Origin of the sequence: Dyella thailandensis (assembly GCF_050749815.1) — a bacterium.
Lineage (GTDB): Bacteria > Pseudomonadota > Gammaproteobacteria > Xanthomonadales > Rhodanobacteraceae > Dyella_A.
In genome coordinates this window covers 62,343-87,320 of the sequence record NZ_CP192735.1, presented here as the reverse complement: position 1 = coordinate 87,320, position 24,978 = coordinate 62,343, and the positions used below count along the sequence as shown (strand labels likewise).

General features: G+C 67.2%; 19 protein-coding genes. All 19 read right to left on the bottom strand.

Going from position 1 to position 24,978, the window contains the following annotated elements; genetic code table 11:
- Positions 1–29 precede the first annotated feature (29 nt).
- The 19 genes from ACQVBX_RS00375 to ACQVBX_RS00285 all read right to left on the bottom strand — a co-directional run bounded on the left by ACQVBX_RS00375 (position 30) and on the right by ACQVBX_RS00285 (position 24,885).
- Positions 30–1,421 (bottom strand): sensor histidine kinase, encoded by a 1,392-nt coding sequence (locus ACQVBX_RS00375; RefSeq protein WP_431635921.1) that lies wholly within the window; start codon positions 1,419–1,421, stop codon positions 30–32.
- A gap of 22 nt (positions 1,422–1,443) precedes the next feature.
- Entirely contained in the window at positions 1,444–1,782 is a 339-nt protein-coding gene (locus ACQVBX_RS00370; RefSeq protein WP_431635920.1) for a hypothetical protein, read from the bottom strand.
- 108 nt (positions 1,783–1,890) lie between these two features.
- Positions 1,891–3,231 carry a sigma-54-dependent transcriptional regulator gene (locus tag ACQVBX_RS00365; protein WP_431635919.1) on the bottom strand — a complete coding sequence of 447 codons (1,341 nt, stop codon included), beginning with the start codon at positions 3,229–3,231 and terminating at the stop codon, positions 1,891–1,893.
- Positions 3,232–3,749: 518 nt separating this feature from the next.
- Positions 3,750–5,537, bottom strand: coding sequence for a DUF885 domain-containing protein (locus ACQVBX_RS00360; protein ID WP_431635918.1), 1,788 nt, complete (start codon positions 5,535–5,537; stop codon positions 3,750–3,752).
- Between the two features lie 67 nt (positions 5,538–5,604).
- Entirely contained in the window at positions 5,605–6,873 is a 1,269-nt protein-coding gene (locus ACQVBX_RS00355) for an ABC transporter permease (RefSeq protein ID WP_431635917.1), read from the bottom strand.
- Between the two features lie 9 nt (positions 6,874–6,882).
- On the bottom strand, positions 6,883–8,184 hold the full coding sequence (locus ACQVBX_RS00350) for an ABC transporter permease (protein ID WP_431635916.1): 1,302 nt from the start codon (positions 8,182–8,184) through the stop codon (positions 6,883–6,885).
- A gap of 124 nt (positions 8,185–8,308) precedes the next feature.
- The gene (locus ACQVBX_RS00345; RefSeq protein WP_431635915.1) at positions 8,309–9,514 is read right to left on the bottom strand and encodes an ABC transporter permease; all 1,206 of its coding nucleotides are present in this window, start codon (positions 9,512–9,514) and stop codon (positions 8,309–8,311) included.
- 11 nt (positions 9,515–9,525) lie between these two features.
- Positions 9,526–10,845: an ABC transporter permease gene (locus ACQVBX_RS00340; RefSeq protein ID WP_431635914.1), complete on the bottom strand. Its 1,320-nt coding sequence runs from the start codon at positions 10,843–10,845 to the stop codon at positions 9,526–9,528.
- Positions 10,846–10,989: 144 nt separating this feature from the next.
- A complete protein-coding gene (locus tag ACQVBX_RS00335; protein WP_431635913.1) occupies positions 10,990–12,213 on the bottom strand; it encodes an ABC transporter permease in 1,224 nt (407 codons plus the stop codon).
- 15 nt (positions 12,214–12,228) lie between these two features.
- On the bottom strand, positions 12,229–13,533 hold the full coding sequence (locus tag ACQVBX_RS00330) for an ABC transporter permease (RefSeq protein ID WP_431635912.1): 1,305 nt from the start codon (positions 13,531–13,533) through the stop codon (positions 12,229–12,231).
- 135 nt (positions 13,534–13,668) lie between these two features.
- Positions 13,669–14,913, bottom strand: a complete 1,245-nt coding sequence (locus ACQVBX_RS00325) for an ABC transporter permease (protein ID WP_431635911.1) — start codon at positions 14,911–14,913, stop codon at positions 13,669–13,671.
- A gap of 5 nt (positions 14,914–14,918) precedes the next feature.
- The gene (locus ACQVBX_RS00320; RefSeq protein WP_431635910.1) at positions 14,919–16,232 is read right to left on the bottom strand and encodes an ABC transporter permease; all 1,314 of its coding nucleotides are present in this window, start codon (positions 16,230–16,232) and stop codon (positions 14,919–14,921) included.
- 16 nt (positions 16,233–16,248) lie between these two features.
- Entirely contained in the window at positions 16,249–17,478 is a 1,230-nt protein-coding gene (locus tag ACQVBX_RS00315; protein ID WP_431635909.1) for an ABC transporter permease, read from the bottom strand.
- A 7-nt stretch (positions 17,479–17,485) separates the two neighbouring features.
- Positions 17,486–18,790, bottom strand: a complete 1,305-nt coding sequence (locus ACQVBX_RS00310) for an ABC transporter permease (protein ID WP_431635908.1) — start codon at positions 18,788–18,790, stop codon at positions 17,486–17,488.
- Positions 18,791–18,852: 62 nt separating this feature from the next.
- On the bottom strand, positions 18,853–20,097 hold the full coding sequence (locus tag ACQVBX_RS00305) for an ABC transporter permease (RefSeq protein ID WP_431635907.1): 1,245 nt from the start codon (positions 20,095–20,097) through the stop codon (positions 18,853–18,855).
- A 10-nt stretch (positions 20,098–20,107) separates the two neighbouring features.
- Positions 20,108–21,418 (bottom strand): ABC transporter permease, encoded by a 1,311-nt coding sequence (locus tag ACQVBX_RS00300; RefSeq protein ID WP_431638082.1) that lies wholly within the window; start codon positions 21,416–21,418, stop codon positions 20,108–20,110.
- 58 nt (positions 21,419–21,476) lie between these two features.
- Positions 21,477–22,730 (bottom strand): ABC transporter permease, encoded by a 1,254-nt coding sequence (locus tag ACQVBX_RS00295; protein WP_431635906.1) that lies wholly within the window; start codon positions 22,728–22,730, stop codon positions 21,477–21,479.
- 10 nt (positions 22,731–22,740) lie between these two features.
- Positions 22,741–24,060 (bottom strand): ABC transporter permease, encoded by a 1,320-nt coding sequence (locus ACQVBX_RS00290; RefSeq protein ID WP_431635905.1) that lies wholly within the window; start codon positions 24,058–24,060, stop codon positions 22,741–22,743.
- Positions 24,061–24,165: 105 nt separating this feature from the next.
- Complete coding sequence (locus ACQVBX_RS00285) at positions 24,166–24,885, bottom strand: ABC transporter ATP-binding protein (RefSeq protein WP_431635904.1); 720 nt, start codon at positions 24,883–24,885, stop codon at positions 24,166–24,168.
- Positions 24,886–24,978: the final 93 nt, after the last annotated feature.

Sequence of the window (24,978 nt, the reverse complement as noted above, 5' to 3'; positions counted from 1 at the left end):
GACCGGAGTATAGGCGAGCGCCGTGGCGGTCAAACCTCCCGCGGCGTCGCCAGCGGCAGCATCATGCTCACCTGCAGTCCACCGCCTTCGCGATTGACCAGGCTGATGCGCCCACCGTGCGCCTCGGCGATCTCGCGGGCCAGCGCCAGGCCCAGCCCGGTGCCGGCTCGCTTGGTGGAGTAGAACGGCAGCAGCGCCTGCGCCAGCACCGTCTCGCTCATGCCGGGGCCGCGGTCGGCCACCTCGATGCGCAGGTCACGGCCGAGCACCTGCAGCGCCAGCGTCACCTCTTCTTCCGGGCCGCCTGCCTCGTGCGCGTTCTTGATCAGGTTGATCAGCACCTGCTCCACCTGGGCGGCATCGAACCAGCCCGGCTGCTCCGGCGCCGCTCCGACCAGGCGGAAGCGGCAGTGCAGCGCCAGCCCTTCCAGGAACGGCGCCCAGGCGATGGCCGCCTTGCGCGGCGCCGGCAGCTTGGCAAAGCTGGCGTAGCCGGCGATGAAGCCGTGCAGGTGGCGCGCGCGCTCGCCGATGGTGGCAAACACGCCGGGCAGGCGCTCGGTCTCGCCGCGACGGGCCAGCTCGGCGCCCGAATGCGCCAGCGAGGAGATCGGCGCCAGCGAGTTGTTGAGCTCGTGGCTGATCACCCGGATCACCCGCTTCCAGCTCGCCACTTCCTGCCGCGACAGCTCGCGCGTCATGCGCCGGAACAGCTGCAGCCGGTGCGGCCGGCCCTGCAGGCGGAACGCGCGCTGGGAGATGTGGAAGGTCTCCTCGCTGTTGTCCATCTCTACCGTGAGCAGCGCGTCCTCGCCATGCTCGACCGCCTCGCGCATCACCTTCGGCGCGTCGGCCAGCACGTCGGCGAACACCAGACCGTGCAGGCTGCGCCCCTCGTTGAACAGGTGCCGCGCGGCGATGTTGGCGTAGGCGACGCGACCGCCGGCATCGGTGAGCACCAGCGCCACCGGGGTGTTCTGCACCACCGTGTCCAGCAGCAGCTCGCGCTGCACCAGGTGCTGGCGCTGATCGCGCAGGGTCTGCCCCAGCGCGTTGTGCATGGAAATCAGCTCGCCCAGCTCGTCGCGGCGATCCACCGCCAGCGAAATGCTGAAATCGCCGTCGCGATAGCTCGCCACCGAACCTTCCAGCGCGCGCAGCAGGCGGCTCACCGGCGACATCACCACGGCCGCCATCCACAGCGCGATCGGCACCAGCACGGCCATGGAGATGACCAGGCCGACCACGAAGCCCATCCGCACCGGCGGCTCGGCGCCTACCTTCAGGTCGGTGTGCAGCCACGCCAGCGCCTGCGGCAGCGGCCACTCGGTGACGCCGGCGTAGACCAGCACGCCGACCAGGCCGGCCAGCAACAGCAGCAGACTCAGCCGGCCTTCGAGCGAGTGCAGGCGGCGGCTCATCCGCGCACGCTGCCCGGGGTGGTCAGCGGCATGCGGGATCCATCGGCGTCTGCGCGCAGCTCACGGTGGGACGACCGTCGCGGCCGATCTCGTTACCGCCCATCACCCCGGCCTTGCCAGTGGCTTCCAGCGCGGCGTTGCGCTGCGGTCGCGCGTCGCGCTGTTCCTTGAACTTGAAGTGGCTACCGCTGCGGCCGGAGTCATCGCGCAGCCCCGAACCGTTGCCGTACGACGGTGCGGTCGAGCTGGCCGACGCGGGACGGCTCCAGCTGTCGCTGGCCGCGGCCGCGGTCTGGGCCGATACGTCGGCGCCGGCCGCGGCGATAACGAGCAAGGGAACCAACAACAGGCGCTTGGACATGACACGACTCCTGGGGGTGGGCGCCGCAAGGGCGCATGGCGCAGGCGCCCTTTTTACGCCATCGGGCGCCGCGGCGACCACTGCCGGAATGCACCGGCGTGAAGTTGGTCAGCCGTTCACCGCCAGGCCGTAGCGCTCGATCCGCCGATACAGCGCCTGGCGCGACAGGCCCAGCGCCTGGGCAGCCCGGCTGACCACGCCATCGGCCCGCGCCAGTGCCGCCTCCACCGACTCGCGGCTGGGCTCGTCCAGGTTGCGCACCGCGCTGGGCGCCACCGCCGGCAGGTTGAGCAGTTCGGGGGTGATCGGGCGTCCGCCCGACAGCAGCGCTGCCCGCTCGATCGCATTCTTCAGCTCGCGCACGTTGCCCGGCCACGGGTAGGACTGCAGCGCCTCGCGCGCCGCGTCGCCCAGCTCGGCCCGACCGTCGAGGAAATACTCGGCCAGCGGCAGGATGTCGTCGGCGCGCTCGGCCAGCGGCGGCAGGTTCACGTCGATCACGTTGAGGCGGTAGTAGAGATCCTCGCGGAACGTGCCGGCCTTGATCATCGCCTTGAGGTCGGCGTTGGTGGCGCTGAGCACGCGCACCTTGGCGTGCCGCGTGCGGCCGGAGCCCAGCCGCTCGAACTGGCCAGTTTCCAGCACGCGCAGCAGCTTCATCTGGCCGGGCAGCGGCAGGTTGCCGATCTCGTCGAGGAACAGCGTGCCGCCGTCGGCCAGCTCGAAGCGGCCCTCGCGTGCCTTGTTCGCGCCGGTGTACGCGCCGGCCTCGGCGCCGAACAGCTCGGCCTCGATCAGCTCACCCGGCAGCGCACCGCAGTTCACCGCCACGAACGGCCCGCGCTTCACCGCCGAGTTCGCGTGGATGATCGCGGCGATGCGCTCCTTTCCCGCGCCGTTCGGGCCGGTGATCAGCACCGGCACCTCGGAGCGGGCGATCTGGCAAGCCAACTCCAGCGTCTGCGCCATGGCGTCGGAGGCAAACACCAGGCCATCGAGCTCGTAGCGGCTGCGCAGGTTTTCCCGGCGGCGGCGGCGCTCGTTGCGTGAGCGCGTCACCTCGCGGGTGGATTCGGACAGCTCCAGCAGGTTCTCCACGGTGGCCAGCAGCTTGGCGTCGTCCCACGGCTTGGCCAGGTAATCGGCCGCGCCCGCCTTCACCAGCTCCACCGCGGTTTCCAGATGCGTCCATGCGGTGAGCAGGATCACCGGCAAATCTGGATGCTGCTCGCGGATCGCCCGGAACAGCGCCACGCCCTCCTCGCCGGAGGTGGTGTCGGCGGTGAAGTTCATGTCCTGGATCACCACGTCCACCTGCTCGCGCGCCAGCATCGCCAGCCCCTCGTCGGGAGTGAGCGCCACCAGCGGGCGGATCTCGTGCAGCGACAGCGCCAACGAGAGCGCCTCGCCCACGGAAGGGTTGTCGTCGATGATCAGTACGGTGCGCATTTTTCGTCTACACATGCGGGCATGGATGCCGCTCCATGCGAAAAGGTTGCGTCAGGCACCTGCATCGGCCATGCAGGTTGGACGGTTAACCACGCTTGCCCCCTCTCCCCCAACAACGTCGGGGGAGAGGGTCGAGGTAAGGGGGCTGCTCTTGTTTCCCGCTTCGCGCATGCCTTTCCGAAAAATCAAAAGCTTCCCCCTCACCCAACCCTCTCCCCCGGCACAGCCAGGGAGAGGGCTAAACCCGCGAGCCTCACGCTCGGGCCTCTCCTCGGGTAGAGCCAGAGGAGAGGGCTCACTGCATTTGCGCCCTCTCCCCCAACCACGTTGGGGGAGAGGGCTGGGGTGAGGGGGATGCTCTTGCTTCTCGCTCTGCACGTGCACCTGCGAAAACATCAAAAGCCCCCTCACCCAACCCTCTCCCCCGGCAGAGCCAGGGGAGAGGGCTAAATCTGCAAGCCCCACGCTCCATTCCTTCTCCCACGACAGCGCCGGCGAAGAGGACTTGCAGCCAAACCTCACGCCTTGCCCTTCTGCGCTTCGATCCACGCGTCGATGCGCGTCTCCAACACGTCCAGTGGCAGCGCGCCGCCGTCGAGCACGGCGTCGTGGAAGGCGCGGATGTCGAACTTGTCGCCCAGTTCCTGCTTCGCCTTGGTACGCAGCGCCAGGATCTTCAGCTCGCCCATCTTGTAGGCCAGCGCCTGACCCGGCCAGGTGATGTAGCGGTCGGTCTCGGCCTGCACGTCCGGCTCGTCCTCGCTGGAGTGGGCGTGGAAGAAGTCGACCATCTGCTGGCGCGTCCAGTGCTTGTAGTGCACGCCGGTATCCAGCACCAGGCGGTCGGCGCGCAGCAGCTCGTCGCTGAGGCGGCCGTAATCGGACAGCGGGTCCTTGTAGAAGCCGATGTCCTTGCCCAGCTGCTCGGCGTACAGCGCCCAGCCTTCCACGTAGGCGGTGTAGCCGCCCTGCTGGCGGAACGGCGGCAGCTTGGGCAGCGTCTGCGCGATCGAAATCTGCATGTGATGGCCGGGAATGCCCTCGTGGTACGCGGTCGACTCGATGGTCAGCACGCTGCGGTTGGCGAAGTCGCCGGTGTTGACGAAGATCTGCCCCGGCCGCGAACCATCCGGCGTGCCCTGGTGATATTCGGCGGCGGCCGCTTCCTTCTCGCGGAACGCCTCTACCGGCTTCACCACCACCTCGGTCTTGGGCAGCAGGCCGAACAGCTTGGGCAGCTCGGGCTGCATCTGTGCCAGGAATCCGCGGTAGCGGTTGAGGATGTCCTCGCGCGAGGTGGCGTGGGTCTTCGGATTGCTCTTCAGCGAGGCGCGGAAGCTGGCCAGATCCTTGAAGCCCTGCGCCTTGGCGATCTTGGTCATCTCGCCTTCGATGCGCGCCACCTCGTTCAGACCGAGCTGGTGGATCTCGGCAGGGGTCTTGTCGGTGGTGGTCATCTGCTTCACGTCGAAGCGATAGATCGCCTCGCCGTTGGGCAGATCCCATACGCCGGGCTGAGCGCGGCCGTGCGGTGCGTAGTCGGTGGCGACGAAGTTCTTGAGCTTGCCGTAGGCCGGGCGCACGTCATGGTCGATCGCAGCCAGGATCGCCTGCTTCAGCCGCGCCTGATCGGCCACCGGCACCGACGCCGGAAAATGCTTCAACGGCTCGGCGAACACGCTGTGCATGCCGGCCGGCGTGCCGATCGCATCGATCTGCTTGACCACCGCCTCCAGCAGATACTTCGGCGGCATCATGCCGTCGCGCAGGCCCTGCCTGGCCACGCCGATCACCTGATCGAAACCCACCGGCACCGCCTTCAGACGCGCCAGGTAATCCTCATACTGCTTGGTGTTGTCGAACGGAATGGAGCTGACAAAGCCGGCCAGCTGCAGGTGAATGCCGCTCATCTGGTCGATCGGCATCTCGTCCAGCTTCAGCTCATGCGCCTGGCGGGCGTCGGAAAGCTGGCGGACCATCAGCTCGTGGTTGAGCTTATCGCTGTCGGAAAAGCCGGCCGTGTCGATCGCCTGGAAGCGGCGCAGGAAGTCCCCCGCCCACTTGTACTCGGCCTTGGCGTGCGCCAGCGACATGTCGCTCCAGCGGTCGTTGTAGCGCAGATCGCCCAGGATGGTGGCGAACTCCGGCGAATTCTTCAGCGTGTGCTGCCACTGCTCATCCAGCAGCGCGTTCTGCGCCGCCACGCGCGTGGCCACGTCCGATTGCGCGGCAGCCACTACCGCGAGCGGGGCCATGGCGGCCGCGGCCGACAGGCCCAGCGCCATCATCAAAGGCAGCTTCTTCATCGTGACACTCTCCCTGGCAAGAACCCCGATTCTGCCCGAACCGCAGCGTTGCCGGATGCCCCGTTGCTCACACGCTGCGTGTCGCCACCACCGGCGGCACGCGTGAGGCGCGCAGCGCCGGGGCGAGTACTGCCAGTTGACCCAGCGCCCACAGCGCGAACGCCCCCAGCGGCAGGTACCACAAGGGCAGTCGAGGCAGCTCGTAGCGCTGCATCAGCAACAGGTTGAGCACCACGGCAAGCACCAGACCCACCGCGATGCCCACGCCCACGATGAGCAGATTCTCAGTCTGGAAGTAGCGCAGGATGTCGCCGCGCGTGGCGCCGATGGCACGGCGGATGCCGATGGTGCGCGTGCGCTGCTGGACCCAGAAGCTGGCCAGTCCGGCGATACCCAGCGCCGTGACAAAAAGGAGGCCCAGCGCCGATGCCAGCAACAAGCCGATCATGGTGGTGTCGCCTTGAAAGTAGCTGGCACGCATGTGTGCATAGGTTTGCGCGTCGTCGGCGGAAAGCTGCCGACCCGGGTTGCTCTTGTTGAGCTCGGCCACGGCCGCCTTCATCACCCTGCCCCGTTGTGAAGGGTCGCTGCGCAAGGCGAACAGGGCGCGAGCTTCATTCGGTTCCACCGGCAGCAGTGCCGATTGATCGTCGTTGCCATCACCCGACACGTTGGCCTGATGCAGATGCGCGACCACACCCACGATGCGGGTCGGCTGGCCCTTCATCAGTCCATGGTCGAAATACACGTCGCGACCGACGATGTGATCCGGATGGTCGGGGTACAGCTGTCGCGCAAATGCCTGCGTGACGATCATCGCCGATACAGCAACCGACTGACCGGGAGGTTTGCCGGGCACATACTCGTCGGCATCAAACATCCGCCCTGCCACCAGCTTCAGACCCAGCGTATCGAGCGTGCCTGGAGTACCTGAGTAGACATCCGCCCGCGCACAACCCGGCACTTTCAAGGAACGTGCCTTCATGGCGGCATGTACAGCGGCCAGCGAGGTGCAACCACCCGAGCCGTGCTCGCTATTCGAAAAGGGCACATTGCTGATCAGCGCCGCCGACTCGACCCCCGGTAACTTGCGCAGTGCCGCGAGGTCGGCCTTGTGCAGGGCCAGTGGATTGGCTCCGGCATCGAGGTCGCTGACTGTCACCAGCGACAAGGCGCGCTCGTCCAGCCCGCTCGGCGTGGTCACTCGCTGTACCCGCTGAACGATCAGGAACACGGCGTTGGTGATGATGGCGCAGCTGAAGGCCACCTGCAGCGCCAGCAGCAGCGCGGTCAACTTATGGTGCCTGAGCGAGGCCAGTATCGGTTTCAGTTGCATCGCCATCTCCTATAGCGCCTTCAGTCGCAAGGCCGGCGAAATGCGGCAGGCCCGCCACGCCGGCAACAGGCCGGCCAGCAGGCTGACGACGATGGCCAGCACGACGGTGTCAACCAACATGGCACCATTCATCCGCGCCAGATGGGCGTAGTCGTTGGGCCGCTGACGCACTGTCCAGAGACCCAGCTCAGCCAGACCGATGCCGAGCACGCCGCCGGCCAGGCCGATCAGCGCCGACTCCACTCCCAGCTGATGGAAGACATCGCGGCGCCGCGCACCCAGCGCACGGCGCACGCTGATCTCGCCGCCCTTGCGCAGGAACTTGGCCAGCAGCAGGGCGACGATGTTGACCAGACAGACGAAAAGGAAACCCAGCGCCAGCCAGGTCTGCAGCATCACGTCGTTCGGCACCAGGCCCTCGTGACGCAACCAATCCATCAGGCCATACAGTTTGGCCTCGCTCGCCGGGCGCTCGTAGCGTCCAAGCTCCTTCTGCTGTGCCGAGTAGTCGACCAGAAACTGCCGATACGCACTCACCTGCGCAGGACTATCGAGTTCCACCCAAAACGACAGCCAGCTCACCGTCGGGCTGGTCGGTGAATCATCCTTGCCCCAGCCGTTGTCCCAGTTGTGGTCCAGGTGCAGAGCCAGGGATGTGGACAAGGGTAGAAAGAACTGGTCGCCATCGTCGAAGTTGGTGCCGATGATGGCGTAGAACAAAGGCTGCGGATGCCAGTCTTCGACCACGCCGACCACCTGGAAATCATGTTTTCCCAGATGGGCCGTTCTGCCCAGGGCCGATGCGGTTCCAAACAATCGTTCGGCCAGCTTCCTGGTCACCACCACTACCTGTGACGCACCGGTATCGTCCTGCGCGGACCAACCATGACCGGCCACGAACGGCACGCCGAACATGGCGAAGAAATCATGCGTGGTGAAGCTACCGGCCACCGTCTTGGGAGCGGTGCCCGAATGATCGGATCGCGCAGTCAGGTACCCGCGCGCCATGGCAGCCTGATGTACGCCTTTTCGCGCATCCAGCAGCGCCTTCGCATCCGGCCAGGTCAGCGCCGTGGTGGGGCCGCCGACCGTACCAGGTTTGTACTGATAATCCAGCGGCAACGGATTGAGACGGGGCCGGTAGATATGTTCGCTGCGCCCCGGCAGCGGATCGCGCGTCATGACGTTGAGCACCGTAAGCATCGTCATCGACGCCCCGATGCCCAACCCGATCGCCAGCACCATCAATGCAGTGAGTATCGGGCTGCGCCTGAGGCTGCGCAGCGCCAGTTCCGTGTAGTAGCCGAGCATTCCCTTCCTCCTTTTCCCTGCACTTCACCGGTAGGAGCCCGCTCCCGGGCGATGCCTTTGCTCCTGATCCACATCGAAAGCCAAAAGCATCGCCCGCGAGCGGGCTCCTACGTGTTCGTTGCGTTTACACCGATCGGGTCGCCACTACCGGCGGCACCGCCGCCGCGCGCAGCGCGGGGCCGAGTACCGCCAGTTGGCCGAGCAGCCACAGCGCCAGCGCACCGGCCGGCAGGTAGGCCAGCGGCAGTCGCGGTAGTTCGTAGAAGTGCATCAAGGCCAGGTTGAGGCCGAACGCGAGCGTCATGCCCAGCGCGATGCCGCCAGTGACGATGAGAAAATTCTCGGTCTGGAAGTAGTGCAGGATGTCGCCGCGCGTCGCCCCCAGGGCACGACGCACGCCGATCTGCCGGCGGCGCTGCTGTACCCAGAAACTGGCCAGGCCGACAATACCCAGCGCGGTGATACCGAGCAGGGCGGCGATCACTCCGAGGAGTAGGCCGGCCATCGCGCGATCCGGGGCGAAATATGCACTGCGCAGGTCCTGCATCGTACCGCTGTGCGGCAGGTCGACGACCACGGTGGGCGCTACGCGTGCCACCAGCGCGCGCGCCTCGCTCCACACCCGTGCCGCCTGCTCCGGCGTGGTCCGCAGTACGTACACGCTGGCCAGACCGTCGCCGGGGATACCCGCCAGCAACAAGGTGTTGTGACGCGCCTGCGGATCCGGGTCCGGACGCACCAGCGCGGCATAGGTACCGACCACGCGGTAGGCGCTGGTGCCGGTATAGACCGACTTGCCCAGCGGGTCCTGCCCCGGCCAGAGCTTGCGGGCGTATGCCGCATCGATCAATGCCGACGGCGAGCGCGGCAGGAAGTCGCCCATGGGACCGTATTCGTCCGGGGTGAACCAACGGCCGCTGGCGAGCGTGATGCCCAGGGTCGAGGCGAACTGCGGATCGCCCACATAGAAATGCCCCTGCTGGGTGTAGTGCATGTCGTCGGCAATGAGGCGGAAGCCCATCTCGCCAGCGCGTTGCGTGAACGGCACGGCGTTGCCGATACCCACCGACTCCACCCCGCCGATGCCGGCGAAGCCGGCACGCAGGCGCGCAGCAAGATCCGCCGCCTGCCCCTTGTCGACGCCCTCGAGCGAGACGACCACCAGGCGACTTTCATCCACGCCGCTGCGCACACGCATCATGTCGATCCGGTTGAACACCAGGAACAGCGCGTTGCACAGGATCGCGCAGGCCAGCGCGATCTCCATGGCGATCAGGAACACTGCCAGTCGATGACGGCGAAGAGCTGCGAGGATGGGCTGAATCTGCATGTCGATCATCCTCACAGGGTCTTCAGTTGCAGCGCCGGCGGCACCCGGCTGGCGCGCAGTGCGGGAAATACGCCGGCGAGCAGCGCAGCGGCCACGGCCAGCACGAAGGTAAGCAGGAACATCGGCACATTGAGCGCCACGATGTCCGCGTACTCCACCGGCTGATGACGCACCAGCCACAGACCCAGCAAGGTCAATGCCAGGCCGCCGATGCCGCCGAGCAGCCCGATCACGCCCGACTCGGTCAGGCACTGCAGGAAAATCGCTCCGCGCGATGCACCCAGCGCGCGCCGCACGCCGATCTCGCCTCCGCGACGCAGGAACTTGGCCAGCAGCAATCCGACCGTGTTGAACAGGCATACCAGCAGGAAGGCGAACGCCAGCCAGGTCTGCAGCTTGACGTCGCCCGGCACCACGTTCTGATAGGCGAGCCACTCACGCAGCGACATCAACCGGGTATTGGCCGGATGCGTCAGCCGCCCCAGCTGCCGCTGCTGCGCGTCATACGCGTCGAGAAAGCGGCGATAGGCAGTCGCCTTGGCAGGCGTGTCCAGTTCCACCCACAGCGCCACCGATTCACAGGGCGCGCGCCGCAGGTCGCTCGGATCAGGCTTACCCCAGCAGGTGAACCAGCCAAAGTTGCCCGCATTGATGTCCAGCGCGGTCGGCAGCGGCAGGTACACGTCCTGCGGCGGCCCGTAGAAATAGGCAGTCTGTCCGCCGGAGTTGCGCGCACCGGCCAGCAGATAGAAGCGCGGGCGGGGACGCCAGTGATCGAGCACCCCGACCACCTGCACGCTGGCGCCGTTCAGCACCACCTCGCGACCGACGCTGTTGGCGCCCCCGAACAAGCGCTGATTGAGCACGTCGGAGATCACCACCTGGCGCGCCGCGCCGGCCTCGTCGGAAGGCGTCCACGCGCCACCGTAACGGAACGGCACCTGGAACATCGGAAAGAAATCCGACGTGACGCCGACCGTGGGCGCCATGAACGGCGACTGCCCCGGCTGACCCGGCTGCACCTTGATAGCGCCGTCCATGATCATGGTCTGGCGATCGGCCTTGCCGGCGCGCCAGAGATCGTGGGCCGAGATGTAATCGAGCATCGGCGCGGGATCCCGGCGCACGTCGGCGCCGGTTTCCGGATCGAGCTGCGGGTAGTACAGGCGCGTGCTCTTGCCGGGCAGCGGATCGCCGGACAGCAGCTGCATCACCGTCAGCGTGGTCATGCTGGCGCCGATGCCCACGGCGATGGCCAGCACCATCAGCGCGGTGAGCACCTTGTTGCGCTTGAGGCTGCGCAGAGCCAGGTCGATGTAATAGCCAAACATGGTGTTACTCCATCTCCTCGATCGTCACCGATCGTCCGGTAGGAGCCCGCTCGCGGGCGATGCTTCTTGCTGTGAACCCGCATCCAAGAGCCGAAGCATCGCCCGCAAGCGGGCTCCTACGTGGGGGGTGTGGCGTGGCGACGCTCATACCGACCTCGTCGCCACCACCGGCGGCACGGCGGCGGCGCGCAGCGCCGGACCGAGCACGGCGGCCTGGCCGATCAGCCACAGCGCGATGGCGCCGATCGGCAGGTAGATCGCCGGCAGGCGGGGCAGCTCGTAGTGATGCATCAGGAACAGGTTGATGCCGTAGGCCAGCGCCATGCCCAGTGCGATGCCGAGCGTGGCGAGCAGGAAGTTCTCGGTCTGGAAGTAGTGCAGGATGTTGCCGCGCGTGGCGCCGAGCGCACGACGCACGCCGATCTGCCGGCGCCGCTGCGCCACCCAGAAGCTGCCCAGGCCGACGATGCCCAGCGCGGTCACCACCAGCAGCGCCACGCATACGCCGCCGAGCAATACGGCCATGGAGCGGTCCTCGCGGAAGAAGTCGCGGCGCATGTCGCTCATCAGGCGCTTGTTGATCACCACGCGGTGCGGGTCGGTCTTCTTCAGCGCCGCGATGGCCGCCTGCAGCACGCGCTCGCGATCGCCCGGCGCAGTACGGATCAGGTAGTTGCTGTTGTAGATGCGCACCGGCAGCAGGCCGCTGTACTGGGCCATCGAGTCGTCCCACACCGAGGGGCGGATCAGCGTCTTGACCACGCCGACCACGCGCAGCGGCGTGTCACTGCCCAGGTAGATCTGCTTGCCCAGTGCGCTCTGCCCCGGCCACAGCCGTTCGGCCAGGCCCTGGGTGATCACCAGCACGCTGGGCAGCCGTTTGGTGTCGCCGGCCTGCGCGGCCTTCACCACGTCGTCGAAATCCATGTAGTCGTCCGGCTGCAGGAAGCGGCCGGCCACCAGTTGCACGCCCAGTGCCTGCGCCATGTTCTCGCCGTAGTAGGTGGTCATGTTGAGGGTGGGCGTTTTCTGCTGCGCATCGAGCTTGATGCCGCTATTCCAGGAGGAATTGCCGAACGGCACCTGGTTGACCGAGGCCACGTCGACGACACCGGGCACATGGCGCAGCGCGGCAAGATCCTCGGCGGTGCGCGCCTTCTCGTCGGCGCTGCGGCCGATGTCGGCCAGCTCCAGGTGCAGCAGTTCGCGCTCGGCGATGCCGCTGGGCATGTCCATGCGCTGCAGGCGCTGGGTGATCAGGAACACCGCGTTGCAGACGATCGCGCAGGTGAGCGCGATCTGCAGGATCAGCAGCGCGGCGGTGATCTTGTGCCGGCGCAGCGTGGCAAGGATGGGAAGGATGTCCATCGGGATGCTCCGGTCTCAGTTGCTCTTCAGTTGCAGGGCGGGCGTGACCTGGCAGGCGCGCCAGGCCGGCAGCAGGCCGGCCAGCAGGCTGGCGCCCACGGCGAGCACGAAGGTGGTCAGCAGCATCGCCGGGTCCAGCTGGGCGAGCTTGGCGTAGTCCGACGGCTGATGCCGCACCGCCCACAGGCCGAGCAGCGCCAGCGCCAGCCCGCCGATGCCACCGGCCAGACCGATCACCGCGGACTCCACCAGCAGCTGCGCAAACACGTTGCGGCGTGACGCGCCCAGCGCGCGGCGCACGCCCAGTTCACCGGCGCGACGCATGAACTTGGCCAGCATCAGGCCCACCGTGTTGACCAGGCACACCAGCAGGAAGCCGAACGCCAGGTACACCTGCAGCCGCACGTCGCTGGGCACCACCTTGTTGAAGTCCAGCCACTCCATCAGGCTGCGCAGCCTCACATTGGGCGGGCGCTGAAAACGGCCCAGCGATTGCTGCTCCTGCGAGTAGTGGGTGAGGTAGTCCTTGTACGCCGCCACCTGCGAGGCGCCGTCCAGCTGCACCCAGAACTGCAGCCACGTGCAGGTGGCGGTTTCCAGATGCTCCTCGTCGCCGCCGCCGCGGCCCCAGCAGTTCATCGAGCCGTTGCGGTCCAGCCGCAGGTCGCGGAAGGTGGACAGCGGCAGGAACACGTCTTCCAGCGCGCGATAGCCGCCGGTGTTCAGGTCGTAGAAGTGCGGGTTCGGGCGCCAGGTGTCGAGCACGCCCACCACGCGGAAGCCCGTGTCCTTGATGCGCAGCGTCTGGCCGGTGCTGTCCTTGCCGCCGAACAGCTTATCGTTGAGCTCGCGGGTGATCACCACCACGCGCGCCTTGGCATCGTCGTCGGTCGCATTCCAGCCGTGCCCGTACAGGAACGGCGCCTTGAACATCGCGAAGAAATCCGCCGTGGTGTAGCGCGCGTCACTGAAGAACGGATCCAGCCCCGACTGCGCCGGCTGTACCGGCACCGCGCCGCCGGTCATCAGCGCCTGGCGGGTGCCGCGATGGGCCTTGAGCAGATTCATGCCGTCGATCCAGGTGACCTGGTCCGGCGGCTCCTTGCTCGGCTCGTAGCCGTCCTTGTCCTGCGGGTCGAGCTGCGGATAGAACAGCGTGCCGCTGGAGCCGGGAATGGGGTCGCCGGAGAGCACATGGAACACGGTGAGCGTGGTCATGCTCGCGCCAATGCCCAGCGCCACGGCAAACACCATCAACGCGGTGAGCGCCTTGTTGCGCCTGAGGCTGCGCAGGGCCAGATCGAGGTAGTACTGGAACATGGGGTTACTCCGCGCTCATCGTCGAATGACCCTTAGGAGCTCGCTCGCGGGCGATGCTCTGGCTCTGGCTTCGCATCAAAGCGAAGGGCATCGCCCGCCAGCGGGCTCCTACGGGTAGGCTTTTCAGGGGAATCGTCACGCCGACCTCGTGGCCGCGATAGGTGGCAATCGAGAGGCGCGGCGTGCCGGCACGAACACCGCCGCCTGCCCGATCAGGAGCAGGGCCGCCGCACCGCTGAGCACATAGATCAACGGAATTCGCGGCGCCGCTACATGCAGCATCAGCCAGAGGTTCAACCCGAGCGCGAACAACGCTCCGAGCGCCACACCGACGCTGGCCATCAGGAGGTTCTCTGCCTGGAAGTAGCGCAGGATGTCGATTCGACGTGCCCCGAGCGCGCGGCGGATGCCGATCTGCCGCCGCCGCTGACCGACCCAGAAACTGGTGAGCCCGACGATGCCAGCGGCGGTGACGCCGAGCAGGATCACGCACACTGTCGCCAGCAGCATCACCGTGCCGCGATCGCCCCGATACGCCTTGCCGCGAATCTCGCGCATGCTCTGCGCGCCCCAGGTATCGGGCATCTCACGCATCGGATCGAGCGCGAACAGTGCCTCGCGCGCAGCGCGCATGACGGCTTGCTCGCGGCCCGGTCGCACGCGCAGCGCGTAGCTCGCGGTGGGGCCGTCCAGCCGCACGGGCAACAGGATGGAGTCGTAGGCCCAGCTACTCCCCCACGCCGCGACGGTGGGTGTCTGCAGGCGTTCGACGATGCCCACGATGGTGGCCGGGCGCACGTCCAGGTAGACCGTCTTGCCCAGCGCACCGCCCCGCGGGAACAGCGCATCGGCGACCGACTGGGTCACAATCACCACCGGTGCGGCGCGGGGACTGCGAATGGTGTGATGGTCGATTTCGGCCGCGGTGAAGTTGCGGCCTGCCACCAGCTTCAGGCCAAGCGTGGGCAGCAGGCGCTCGTCGCCGTAGTAGAGCGCGGCCTGGCCGGTCGGCTGCTTCTGCTCGGGCGTGGTGCGCAGCCCCGCGCTCCACATCGAGCCCTGCAGCGGCAGGCTTTCGCTGGCGGCGACATCGAGCACGTCGGGCAGCCGGCGCAGTGCATCGAGATCGGCGCGCTGCATCGCGTCCAGTCGCTCGGTGGCCGCATCGTCCTCCGTCTCGGGGGCATTCAGCCAGGTTTGCGAGATACGCACCAGGCCATCCTCCTGCACACCGGAGGGCCGGTTCAGCCGCTCGATCCGCTGGCCGATGATGAATACCGCGTTGCACACGATCGCCAGCGTCAACGCGATCTGCAGCACGATCAGCAGCACGCCGGCCTTGTGCCGTCGCAGCGCGCGGATGAGCGGGTGCACGGTCATGGCGGTCAGTCCGACTTGAGCTGCCACGCAGGCTGTACCTGCGCGGCGCGATAGGTGGGATACAGCGCGGCCAGCACGGTGCACGGCACCGCCACGGCGAGTGTGGAGAGCAGCAGTCGGACGTCGATTTGCGCCAGCGCGGCCAGCCGCGGCGGCAGTACCGCGCCAATGGCCAGAACACCAAGGCCCGTCAGCGCGAGCCCCAGCGCGCCGCCGACAAGACCGAGCACACCGGCCTCCGTGAGGAACTGCGCGTAGATCGCCCCGCGCGCTGCCCCCAGTGCACGGCGCACACCGATTTCGCCGCTGCGGCGCAGGAACTTCGCCAGCAGCAGGCCCACCGTATTGACCAGACACACGATAAGCAGACCCAGCGCCACCAGGAACGACACCCGCGTGTCGCCCGGTACCACGCGCTCAGATTCGAGGAACGCGGGAAGATCGCGCAGGCGGTTGTTGGGTTCGCCCTGGAAACGTCCGGCGCGCCGCTGCTCGGCAGCGTAGTCGTCCAGATAGCGGCGATACGCGGCGACCTGCGCCGGCGTGTCCAACTGGGCGAGAAATGTGATCCACACGCAGCTGGACTGCTGCAGGCCGGCGAAGCCCGGGCGGGTGGGATCCTGGTCACAGGCGGTGCGGCCATTGGCCAAATTGGCGGCGATGGCTCGGGTGAACGGCATGAACAGCGCCGGCCCCTCGCGGCTGTAGCCGTCGGTGCCGAACACGTCGTAGAACACCGGTTGCGGGTTCCAGTCATCGAGCACGCCGACCACGCGATAGTCACGCCCAGCCACGTTCAGGGTCTGGCCCACGCTGTCGGCACCGCCGAAGGCGCGGTCGTTGAGCGCGCGACCGATCACCACCACCGGTGCGGCCGCCACATCCTCTTGCGTGCTCCATCCCTGGCCGAACAGGAAGGGCGTGTCGACCATGGAAAAAAAGTCGCCGTAGACCGCGTAGCCGCCCACGGTCGACGGATGCTGTCCCGTCCGCGCCGGGAATACCGCCGGACCGATCCCGTAGATGGCCGACTGCTTCACCGCACGGTGATCGCGCATCAGGGCCTGCGCATCAACATAGCTGAGCGCATCGGGCGGCTCGCCGTTGGCGCTGCGTCCCGATGCGCCCCAAATCTCCAGCTGCGGCACGAACAGCTTTGTGGACTTCCACGGAATCGGATCACCCGACGCGGCCCGGAACACCGACCAGGTGGTCATGCACGCGCCCACACCGAAGCCGATCGCCAGCACCATCAGTGCGGTCAGACCGGGGCTTCGGCGCAGGCTGCGCCATGCCAGTTGCAGGTAGTAAGGAAACATGGGTTCTAGGACCTGCTCATGCGCTGCGCGTCGCCACCACCGGCGGCACAGCCGCGGCCCGCAGTGCCGGGCCGAGCACCGCGACCTGGCCGATCAGCCACAGCGCCAGCGCGCCGCCCGGCAGATAGAACCAGGGCATGCGCGGCATCTCGTAGCGCTGCATCAGGTACACGTTGATGCCGAAGGCCAGCACCATGCCGAGCACCACGCCGCCGGTGCTGAGCAGGAAGTTCTCGGTCTGGAAGTACTGCATGATGTTTCCGCGGGTGGCGCCGACCGCACGACGGATGCCGATCTGCCGACGCCGCTGGTTCACCCAGAAACTGGTCAGGCCGACGATGCCGAAGGCGGTGACCGCCAGCATCACCACGCATACCAGCACCAGCATCCAGGCCATCGAGCTCATGTTGGCGAAATAGGTGTCACGGATCTCGCGGTAGCTGCGGCCCCTGGCCACGGCTCCCGGGTTCAGTTCCGCCAGGGTCTGTTCGGCTTCGCGCACGAGTCGGTCGCGATCGGCCGGCGCGCTGCGCAGCACGTAGTACCCCAACGCGCCCTTCGAGCCGGCGGCGCTCATCGGGAAGTACGCCGCATCGTAGTTGTACGGCCCGCCCGCGCCGCCGATGTACGGGCGCAGCACATCCCCTACCACGCCGACGACCGTGTAGTAGTGCGGCAGCGAATAGAACGTCTTGCCCACTGCCGACTGCCCCGGCCACAGTTTTTCGGCCAGCGTCCGGGTGATCATCGCCACATGCGTCTCGGCCAGCGGCGCGGCGTCGAAGTGGCTGTCGGCGTACTCGCCGTCGTTGAAGAAGCGCCCCTCCAGCAGCTTCAGACCCAGTGTTTTGGGGCCGTCGGCGCCGATGAAGTACAGCGAGACGTTGCGGCTGGTCTGGTCGGCGACGGTAGCGTCGGCCTTGGTGCCGAAACTCCAGCCCCAGTTGTTCTGACTCAACGGCAACGTGCTCATCACCGATACCGACTGCACGCCGCGCAGCGCACGCAGCGCCTGGATGTTGCGCGGAATGTCGCTGCCGGCGCGCTTATCGTCCAGGCCTTGCACCGTCACTGCGGCGATACCTGCCTCGTCGATGCCGTTGGGCAGATGGATCGAGGCCACCCGCTGGCTGATCATGAACACCGCGTTGCACAGCACGGCGCAGGCGAGCGCGATCTCCAGCACGATCAGCAACGCGGGAATGCGATGCTTGCGCAGGCTGGCAAAGATGGGTCGGATTTCCATGGTCGCCTCAGGCCGTCTTGAGTTGGGGAGCCGGCGCCAGCACGCAGGCGCGCCAGGCGGGCAATAGGCCGGCCAGCAGGCTGGCGACCAGGGCCACCACGAAGGTGAACGCGAACATCGGCAGGTCGAGATGCGCCAACTTCGCGTACTCCGCCGGCTGATGGCGGATGCCGAACAGACCCAGCTCGGCGAACGCGAGGCCAAGCACGCCGCCGGCGAGGCCGACGATCGACGCCTCCACCATGAACTGCGTGAAGATCTCACGCCGGGTCGCACCGAGCGCCCGTCGAACGCCGATCTCCTGTGAGCGCCTGAGGCACTTGGCCAGCAGCAGGCCCACCGTATTCACCACGCAGATCAACAGGAAGCCGAACGCCATGTAGACCTGCAGGCGCACGTCATCGGGGACCACCTGTTGATCGCGCAGCCACGCCATCAGATCCATCAGCGCGGTGTCGGTGCGCTGGAAGCGACCCAGCGCCACCTGCTCCTTCACGTAGCCATCGAGGAACTGACGGTACTTCGCCACCGCCGATGCATCGTCGAGCTCGACCCAGACGCCCAGCCACGTGCATGGCGCGCTCTCCAACGCCCCCAGATCGGTGACCGACCTGTAGCACTCGACGTCCTGCGGGCTCATCTTCAGATTGCGGGCTGCCTTGAGCGGCAGGAACACCGCATCGCCATCGCCATAGCTGTGCCCGCCCAGGCCCTGGGTGTAGAAACGCGGCTGCGGCGCCCACGGCTGGAGCACGCCGACGATGCGGAAATCGTGATCGTTGAGGCGCACCGTCCGCCCCACGCTGTTGGCACCAGCGAAAAGCTTGTCGTTGAGGAAGCCGGCAATCACCACGACGTCGGCACCGCCTTCGTCGTCCTGCGCGGCCCAGCCGCTGCCGTACTGGAAGCGCGCGTCGAACATGGCGAAGAAGTCGGCGGTGGTCATCACGCCATCGCTGAAGAACGGGCGTGCGTTGGCCTGCTGCGGCACGATCTTGGCCTGTGTCAGGGCCATGGCTGCCTGACGCGTGGCGCGCCGTGCATGCAGCAGGTTCATCGCGTCCACGTAGCTCATCGTGGTCGGCGGCTTCGGCTTCTCGCTGGCGTTGCCGTCCCGGGCATTGGGGTCGACCTGCGGGTAGAACAGCCGCGCGCTCTTCTGCGGCAGCGGATCGCCCGACAGCAGTCGCAACACCGTCAGCGTGGTGATCGACGCGCCGATCCCGAGTGCCAGCGCCAGCACCATCAGCGTGGTGAGCACCCGATTGCGCTTGAGGCTGCGTATCGCCAGATCCAGGTAATAGCCGAACATTCCATTCCCCTCGGAAAACCTCCCCGCCGAACGATTCGGCCGGGCCCCACCTTCCGCTTCCGCTAGACCGAACGGGTCGCCTCCACCGGCGACACGCGCGAGGCGCGCAGCGCCGGTGCCAGCACCGCGCCCTGCCCCAGCAGCAACAGCACCAGCACGCCGGTGCCCACGTAGGCCATCGACATGGGATCCATGGCGAAGCGGGTCACCGTCCACAGGTTGAAGATGATCGCGAGCACGGTCCCCAATACGACGCCGGCGGCGCTGATGAGGAAGTTCTCGGTGAGGAAATAGGTGAGGATGTCGCGCTGTCGTGCGCCGAGCGCGCGGCGCACGCCGATCTGCTTGCGGCGCTGACTCACCCAGAAACTGGTCAGGCCCACGATGCCCGCGGCGGTCACCGCCAGCAGCACCACGCAGATGATCGCCATCAGCACGGCCATGCCGCGATCGGTCTCGAACACCTTCTGACGGATGGCGGCGTAGTCCTGGATGCCGTCCTTCGGATCGATGATGCGCATGCGGCTTTGCGCGAGCAGCGCCTTGGGCGCCTCGCGCATCGCCGCAGCGAGCTGACCGGGCCTGGCGCGCACGATGTAGCACAGGCCACGCGCGTCGTCGGCCCGCAGCGGCCAGATCAGCGCCTGCCCGGCGTAGGGCTTGTTCCACTGACTGACGCCCTGTCGATGCAGCGGATCGACGATGCCGATGATGGTGCTGGGCGTGGTGCCCATCGCGTAGAAGCTCTTGCCCAGCGCGTTGCCGTCCGGGAACAGCTTGTCGGCCAGCGCCTTGCTCACGATGACCGTCGGCGGGCTGATCGCCTGCTGCGTGCCCATCACCATCACTTCGTCGGCGCGGAAGTTGCGCCCGGCGATCAGCCGCACGCCCAGCGTATCGAGGAAGTGCTCGTCGCCCGTGTACACCGCCGCGTCGGTCAGCGGCCGTTCCTGGTCGGGGGTGAGCGTGACGTTGTTGTCCCAGCCGCCACCGGACAACGGATAACCGTTGCCCGAGGCTGGCGTGGCGTCACGCACCGCCGGCAGCTGGCGCAGCGCCAGCAGATCCGCCCGTACCTGGGCGTCCACCTCGGCCGTCGGCCGCTCGGCCGCCCACTGGTTGCGAATGACGAACACGCTGGACTCGTCCACGCCGCTGACCGCGCCCAGATTGGCGAGCCGCTGATGGATGATGAACAGGCCGTTGCACACGATCGCCAAGGTCAGCGCGATCTGCAGTGCGATCAGCACGGTGCCGGCCTTGTGCCGACGCAGCGCGATGAGGATGGGCCGAATCTGGATGGTCATGGCGCTCTCCTCAGCTGGACTTCAATTGCCAGGCCGGCTGCACGTGCGCCGCGCGCCACGCCGGATAGAACGCCGCCAACACGGTGGCCGCGATGGCGACCGCGAAGGTGAGCGCCATCAGCGACAGGTCGAGCTTCGCCAGCTTTGCCACTTCCGGCTGGAACAGCACGCCGATGCCCGACACGCCCAGTGCGGTGAGCAACAGCCCCAGCGCGCCGCCGGCCAGGCCCACCGTGCCGGCCTCGATCAGGTACTGCGTGTAGATCTCCCCGCGCGTGGCGCCGAGGGCCCGGCGCACGCCGATCTCGCCGGCGCGACGCATGAACTTCGCCAGCAGCAGGCCAATGGTGTTGACCAGGCAGATCACGAAGAAGCCCAGCGCCACCACCAGCGAGATGCGGCTTTCCGGCGGAACCACCTGCTGGTAGTCCAGCCACTGGGTCACATCGCGCAGGCGCACGTTCGGCGCCCAGTTGAAGCGACCGGCGCGCTGCTGATCGGCGGCATAGTTGGTGAGAAAGCGGCGGTAGCTCGCGACCTCGTCGGCCGTGTCCAGCTCCACCCATGGCGTGATCCACACGCAGTTGCTCTGCGTGTAGTCGGTCCAGTTGGTGAAGCCGAGGTGGCCACGGCAGCTGTTGCGCCCGCCGGTGTACATCTGCTGCTGCAGCGCCAGGTTGAACGGCATGTAGAAGTCCGGCTCATCGGCGAAGCCGCTGGTACTGAACAGGTCGTAGAAGCGCGGCCGCGGGTTCCAGTGGCTGGTGACGCCGACCACGCGATAGTCGCGCCCGCCGAGATTGATCGTGCGCCCCACGCTGTTGGCACCGGCGAAGACCTCCTGGTTGAGCTTGCCGCTGATGACCACGTCGGCAGCACGCTTCTCGTCGTCCTGCGCCGTCCAGCCGCTGCCAAACCGGAACGGCACGTCGAACATCGGGAAGAAGTCGCCACCCACGGCGTAGCCTTCTGCATTCATCGGTAGATCGCGGTTGGCGTCCGGCATCACGGCCAGTTGCACCGGGTACAGCATGGTCTGGCGCTTGGCCGCGTGGGCGCGCATCAGTGCGATGGCGTCCACGTAGTCCAATCCGTCTGCCGGCTCGCCCTTGAGGTTCTGCTGCGGCCCCCAGTTGTCCACCAGCGGGATGAACAGCCGCGCCGACTTGTCGGGAATCGGGTTGCCCGACACCGCGCGGAACACCGAATAGGTGGTCATCGATGCGGCCACGCCGAAGCCGATCGCCATCACCATCAGGGCGGTGAGCATCGGGTTGCGCCGCAGGCTGCGCAGTCCCAGCTGGAAGTAGTAATCGAGCATCACCATGGATGGACTCCGCGCGGCAGGTGCCGATGGATGGGTGGTGGCGAGCGGTGCGTCATGCCGACCGCGTTGCCACGACCGGCGGCACGTTGGACGCGCGCCGCGCCGGCACGAACACCGCGCCCTGCCCCAGCGCCATCACCGCGACGATGCCGGCCAGCACGTACAGCACCGGCAGCCGGTCCATCTCGAAGTGCTGCATCAGCAGCATGTTCAGGCCGATCGCCAAGCCCAGGCCGATCACCGCGCCAACGCCGGAGATCAGCAGGTTCTCCATCTGGAAGTAGTGCAGGATGTCGATCTTGCGGGCGCCCAATGCGCGCCGCACGCCGATCTGGCGGTGGCGCTGGCCGACCCAGAAGCTGGTCAGGCCGACGATGCCCGCGGCGGTCACGCCCAGCAGGATCAAGCACACCACGCCCATCAGGATCGCCATGCCGACGTCGGCGCGGTACGCCTGCTGGCGGATCTGCGCGAACGACTTGACGCTGTCGTCGTCCATCACGCGCAGGCGATTCACGCCGTACAGCACGTTGGGCACCGCCTGCATCGCCGCCTGCAACCGGCCCGGCTTGGCGCGCACCGCATAGCGCGAGAAGTTCGCGTTGATGCGGGTCGGCACGAGGGTGGAATTCCACACGAAGCTGTTGGTCCAGCTGCCGGTGCCCGGCACCTGCAGGCGATCGACCAGGCCGATGATGGTGCTCGGCGTGCTGCCGCCGTCCAGGTAGACCACCTTGCCCAGCGCGCTTCCGTCCGGGAACAGCTTGTCGGCGAGCGCCTTGGTCAGCATCACGATCGACGGCTCCCTCTGGTCGCGGAAGCCGCGGTGCTCGACGTCGGCCGCGGTGAAACTGCGCCCGGCCAACAGCTTCAGGCCCAGCGTGGCCAGCCCCTGTTCGTCGGTGAAGTAGTAGGTGGTGCGACCGTTGCCGGCGCCCAGCTGGCTGGCCGGCTTCAGCGCCAGCGAACCGTTCCAGGACGAGTTGAGCAGCGGCACCGAGTTGACCGGAGCCACCGACGCCACGTCGGGCATCGCACGCAGCGCGGCCAGGTCGCTCTGCTGCATGTTGTCAAGCTTGTCGACGCTGGCCGGATCGTCGCCGCTGGGCGCACCGACCCACTGCTGGGTGACCAGGAACAGGTTGTTCTCGTCCAGTCCGGTGGGCCGGTTCACCCGCGCCACGCGCTCGCCGATGATGAACACCGCGTTGCAGACGATGGCCAGGGTGAGCGCGATCTGCAGGGCGATCAGCACCACGCCCGCCTTGTGTCGGCGCAGGGCCGCGATCATGGGATGGAGCTTCATGGAGTGATCCTCAGTTGGACTTCAGCTGCCACGCCGGCTGCACGCGCGAGGCACGGAACGTGGGGTAGAGCCCGGCCAGCACGGTGGCCACCACGGCCACCAGCAGGGTCAGCGCCAGCAGCGACAGGTCGATCCGCGCCAGCGCGGCGATGTCCTTGGGCAGCACCCAGCTGACGCTGGCCACGCCCACGCCGGTGAGCAGCAGGCCGAGCACGCCACCGGCCGCACCGACGATGCCCGCCTCGGTGAGGAACTGTGCGTAGATCGCGCTGCGCTTCGCGCCCAGGGCACGGCGCACGCCGATCTCGCTGCTGCGGCGCAGGAACTTGGCCAGCAACAGGCCCGCCGTGTTGACCAGGCAAACCACCAGCAGGCCGAGCGCCACCAGCAACGACACCTTGGTGTCGCTGGGCACCACGTGCTGCGAGTCGAGCCAGTCGGGAATGTTGCGCAGGCGGTTGTTCGGCGCCCAGCCGAAGCGGCCGGCGAGCTGCTGATCCTTGGCGTAACCGTCGAGGTACTCGCGATAGGCCTGCACCGCCGCCGCGTCGTCCAGCTGCACCAGGAAGGCCATCCAGATGCAGGAGGAGCGCTGCAGCCCGACAAAGCCCGATTCGGCTGGAATCTCGTTGCAGTTGGTGTTGCCGTCGTTGGGCATGCCCACCGCGATGGCCCGCTCGAACGGGATGAACACGTCTTCGGTGCCGCTGGAAAAGCCGCCGGTGTTGACGATGTCGTAGAAGCGCGGCTGCGGGTTCCAGTCGCCGAGCACGCCGACCACGCGGTAGTCCTTGCCCTCGATGTTGATCGTGCGGCCCAAGCTGTTCTCGCCACCGAACAGCTTTTCGTTGAGCTTGTTGCTGATCACCGCCACCGCGGCACGCTGCGTGTCGTCCTGTGCGGTCCAGCCGCTGCCGTACTTGAACGGCGGCTCGACCATCGGAAAGAACTCGCTGTAGACGGCGTGGCCGCTGACGTTGATCGGATGCTTGCTGGCATCGGCCGGCACCACCGAGGGCGAGATCTGGTACAGCGCCGACTGGTACTTGGCCCGATGCGCCCGCATCAGCGCCATCGCATCGGTGTAGTCCATCGCGTCCGGTGGCTCGCTGTTGTCTTTGCCGTGGGCCTTGGGGCCCCACATGTCGATCTGCGGCACGAACAGCTTGGACGACTTCCACGGGATCGGGTCGCCCGACACCGCGCGGAACACCGCGAAAGTGGTCATCGACGCGGCCACACCGAAGCCGATCGCGAGCACCATCAGCACGGTCAGCCCGCGGCTGCGCTTGAGGCTTCGCGTGGCAAGGTCAAGGTAGTAGGAAAACATGCGGCGATCCTCGGAAGAACGTCATCCACGACCGGCTCAGCGCGGCAGTTCCTCTGCCCGCTCCGGCGATTCATCGGGCGCGGCGGCCGTGGCCGCCGCGTCGGCTCAGCCCAGGCCCTGCCTGGCCTCGGTGACGTGCGCGTGGAAGCGCGGATCTTCGGCGAGGTCGACCACCTGGCCGTCGATGATGTGCACGTTGCGCTGGGCGCGCGCGGCCAGTTCCGGGTCGTGCGTCACCATCACGATGGTGGCGCCCTCGCGGTGGATCTCCTCCAGGAGTTCCATCACGCCGCGGGCCATCTGGGTGTCCAGGTTGCCGGTCGGTTCGTCCGCCAGCAGCAGGCGCGGGCTGCCCGCGAGCGCACGGGCGATCGCCACGCGCTGCTGCTGACCGCCGGAGAGTTCGGCCGGGTAATGCTTGGCGCGCGAGGCCAGGCCCACGCGCTCGAGCGCGCCCATGATGCGTTCCTTGCGCTCAGCCGCCTTCATGCCACGGTAGCGCAGCGGCACCTCGACGTTGTCGAACACGTTGAGGTCGGGGATCAGGTTGAACGCCTGGAAGATGAAGCCGATCTTCTCGTTGCGGATCTTCGAGCGGGCGTTGTCGTCGAGCTGGCTCACCTCGATATTGTCCAGGTGATAGGTGCCGCCGGTGAAGGTTTCCAGCAGGCCGGCGATGGTGAGGAAGGTGGTCTTGCCCGAGCCGGACGGGCCGGTGACGGCCACGAACTCGCCTTCCTTCACGTCGATGTTGAAATCGCGCAGCGCGTAGGTCTCCACCACTTCGGTGCGGTAGACCTTGGACAGGTGGGTCATCTTGAGCATGGTGTTTCCTTCCTCGGTGGTGGTGGAACGGTGTGCAAAGGGACGGGGGACGGGGAGCATCGATGTGGGGAGAGCACCGTCCGATGAGGCCTT

What these genes read in the sequence shown, in the direction of transcription:
- ACQVBX_RS00325 (WP_431635911.1), bottom strand. Translation starts at nt 14,913, where the DNA reads ATGACCGTGCACCCGCTCATCCGCGCGCTGCGACGGCACAAGGCCGGC.
- ACQVBX_RS00285 (WP_431635904.1), bottom strand. Translation starts at nt 24,885, where the DNA reads ATGCTCAAGATGACCCACCTGTCCAAGGTCTACCGCACCGAAGTGGTG.
- ACQVBX_RS00345 (WP_431635915.1), bottom strand. Translation starts at nt 9,514, where the DNA reads ATGCAGATTCAGCCCATCCTCGCAGCTCTTCGCCGTCATCGACTGGCA.
- ACQVBX_RS00315 (WP_431635909.1), bottom strand. Translation starts at nt 17,478, where the DNA reads ATGGAAATCCGACCCATCTTTGCCAGCCTGCGCAAGCATCGCATTCCC.
- ACQVBX_RS00355 (WP_431635917.1), bottom strand. Translation starts at nt 6,873, where the DNA reads ATGCAACTGAAACCGATACTGGCCTCGCTCAGGCACCATAAGTTGACC.
- ACQVBX_RS00320 (WP_431635910.1), bottom strand. Translation starts at nt 16,232, where the DNA reads ATGTTTCCTTACTACCTGCAACTGGCATGGCGCAGCCTGCGCCGAAGC.
- ACQVBX_RS00335 (WP_431635913.1), bottom strand. Translation starts at nt 12,213, where the DNA reads ATGGACATCCTTCCCATCCTTGCCACGCTGCGCCGGCACAAGATCACC.
- ACQVBX_RS00350 (WP_431635916.1), bottom strand. Translation starts at nt 8,184, where the DNA reads ATGCTCGGCTACTACACGGAACTGGCGCTGCGCAGCCTCAGGCGCAGC.
- ACQVBX_RS00305 (WP_431635907.1), bottom strand. Translation starts at nt 20,097, where the DNA reads ATGACCATCCAGATTCGGCCCATCCTCATCGCGCTGCGTCGGCACAAG.
- ACQVBX_RS00290 (WP_431635905.1), bottom strand. Translation starts at nt 24,060, where the DNA reads ATGTTTTCCTACTACCTTGACCTTGCCACGCGAAGCCTCAAGCGCAGC.
- ACQVBX_RS00360 (WP_431635918.1), bottom strand. Translation starts at nt 5,537, where the DNA reads ATGAAGAAGCTGCCTTTGATGATGGCGCTGGGCCTGTCGGCCGCGGCC.
- ACQVBX_RS00370 (WP_431635920.1), bottom strand. Translation starts at nt 1,782, where the DNA reads ATGTCCAAGCGCCTGTTGTTGGTTCCCTTGCTCGTTATCGCCGCGGCC.
- ACQVBX_RS00295 (WP_431635906.1), bottom strand. Translation starts at nt 22,730, where the DNA reads ATGAAGCTCCATCCCATGATCGCGGCCCTGCGCCGACACAAGGCGGGC.
- ACQVBX_RS00310 (WP_431635908.1), bottom strand. Translation starts at nt 18,790, where the DNA reads ATGTTCGGCTATTACCTGGATCTGGCGATACGCAGCCTCAAGCGCAAT.
- ACQVBX_RS00365 (WP_431635919.1), bottom strand. Translation starts at nt 3,231, where the DNA reads ATGCGCACCGTACTGATCATCGACGACAACCCTTCCGTGGGCGAGGCG.
- ACQVBX_RS00330 (WP_431635912.1), bottom strand. Translation starts at nt 13,533, where the DNA reads ATGTTCCAGTACTACCTCGATCTGGCCCTGCGCAGCCTCAGGCGCAAC.
- ACQVBX_RS00300 (WP_431638082.1), bottom strand. Translation starts at nt 21,418, where the DNA reads ATGCTCGATTACTACTTCCAGCTGGGACTGCGCAGCCTGCGGCGCAAC.
- ACQVBX_RS00375 (WP_431635921.1), bottom strand. Translation starts at nt 1,421, where the DNA reads ATGAGCCGCCGCCTGCACTCGCTCGAAGGCCGGCTGAGTCTGCTGCTG.
- ACQVBX_RS00340 (WP_431635914.1), bottom strand. Translation starts at nt 10,845, where the DNA reads ATGTTTGGCTATTACATCGACCTGGCTCTGCGCAGCCTCAAGCGCAAC.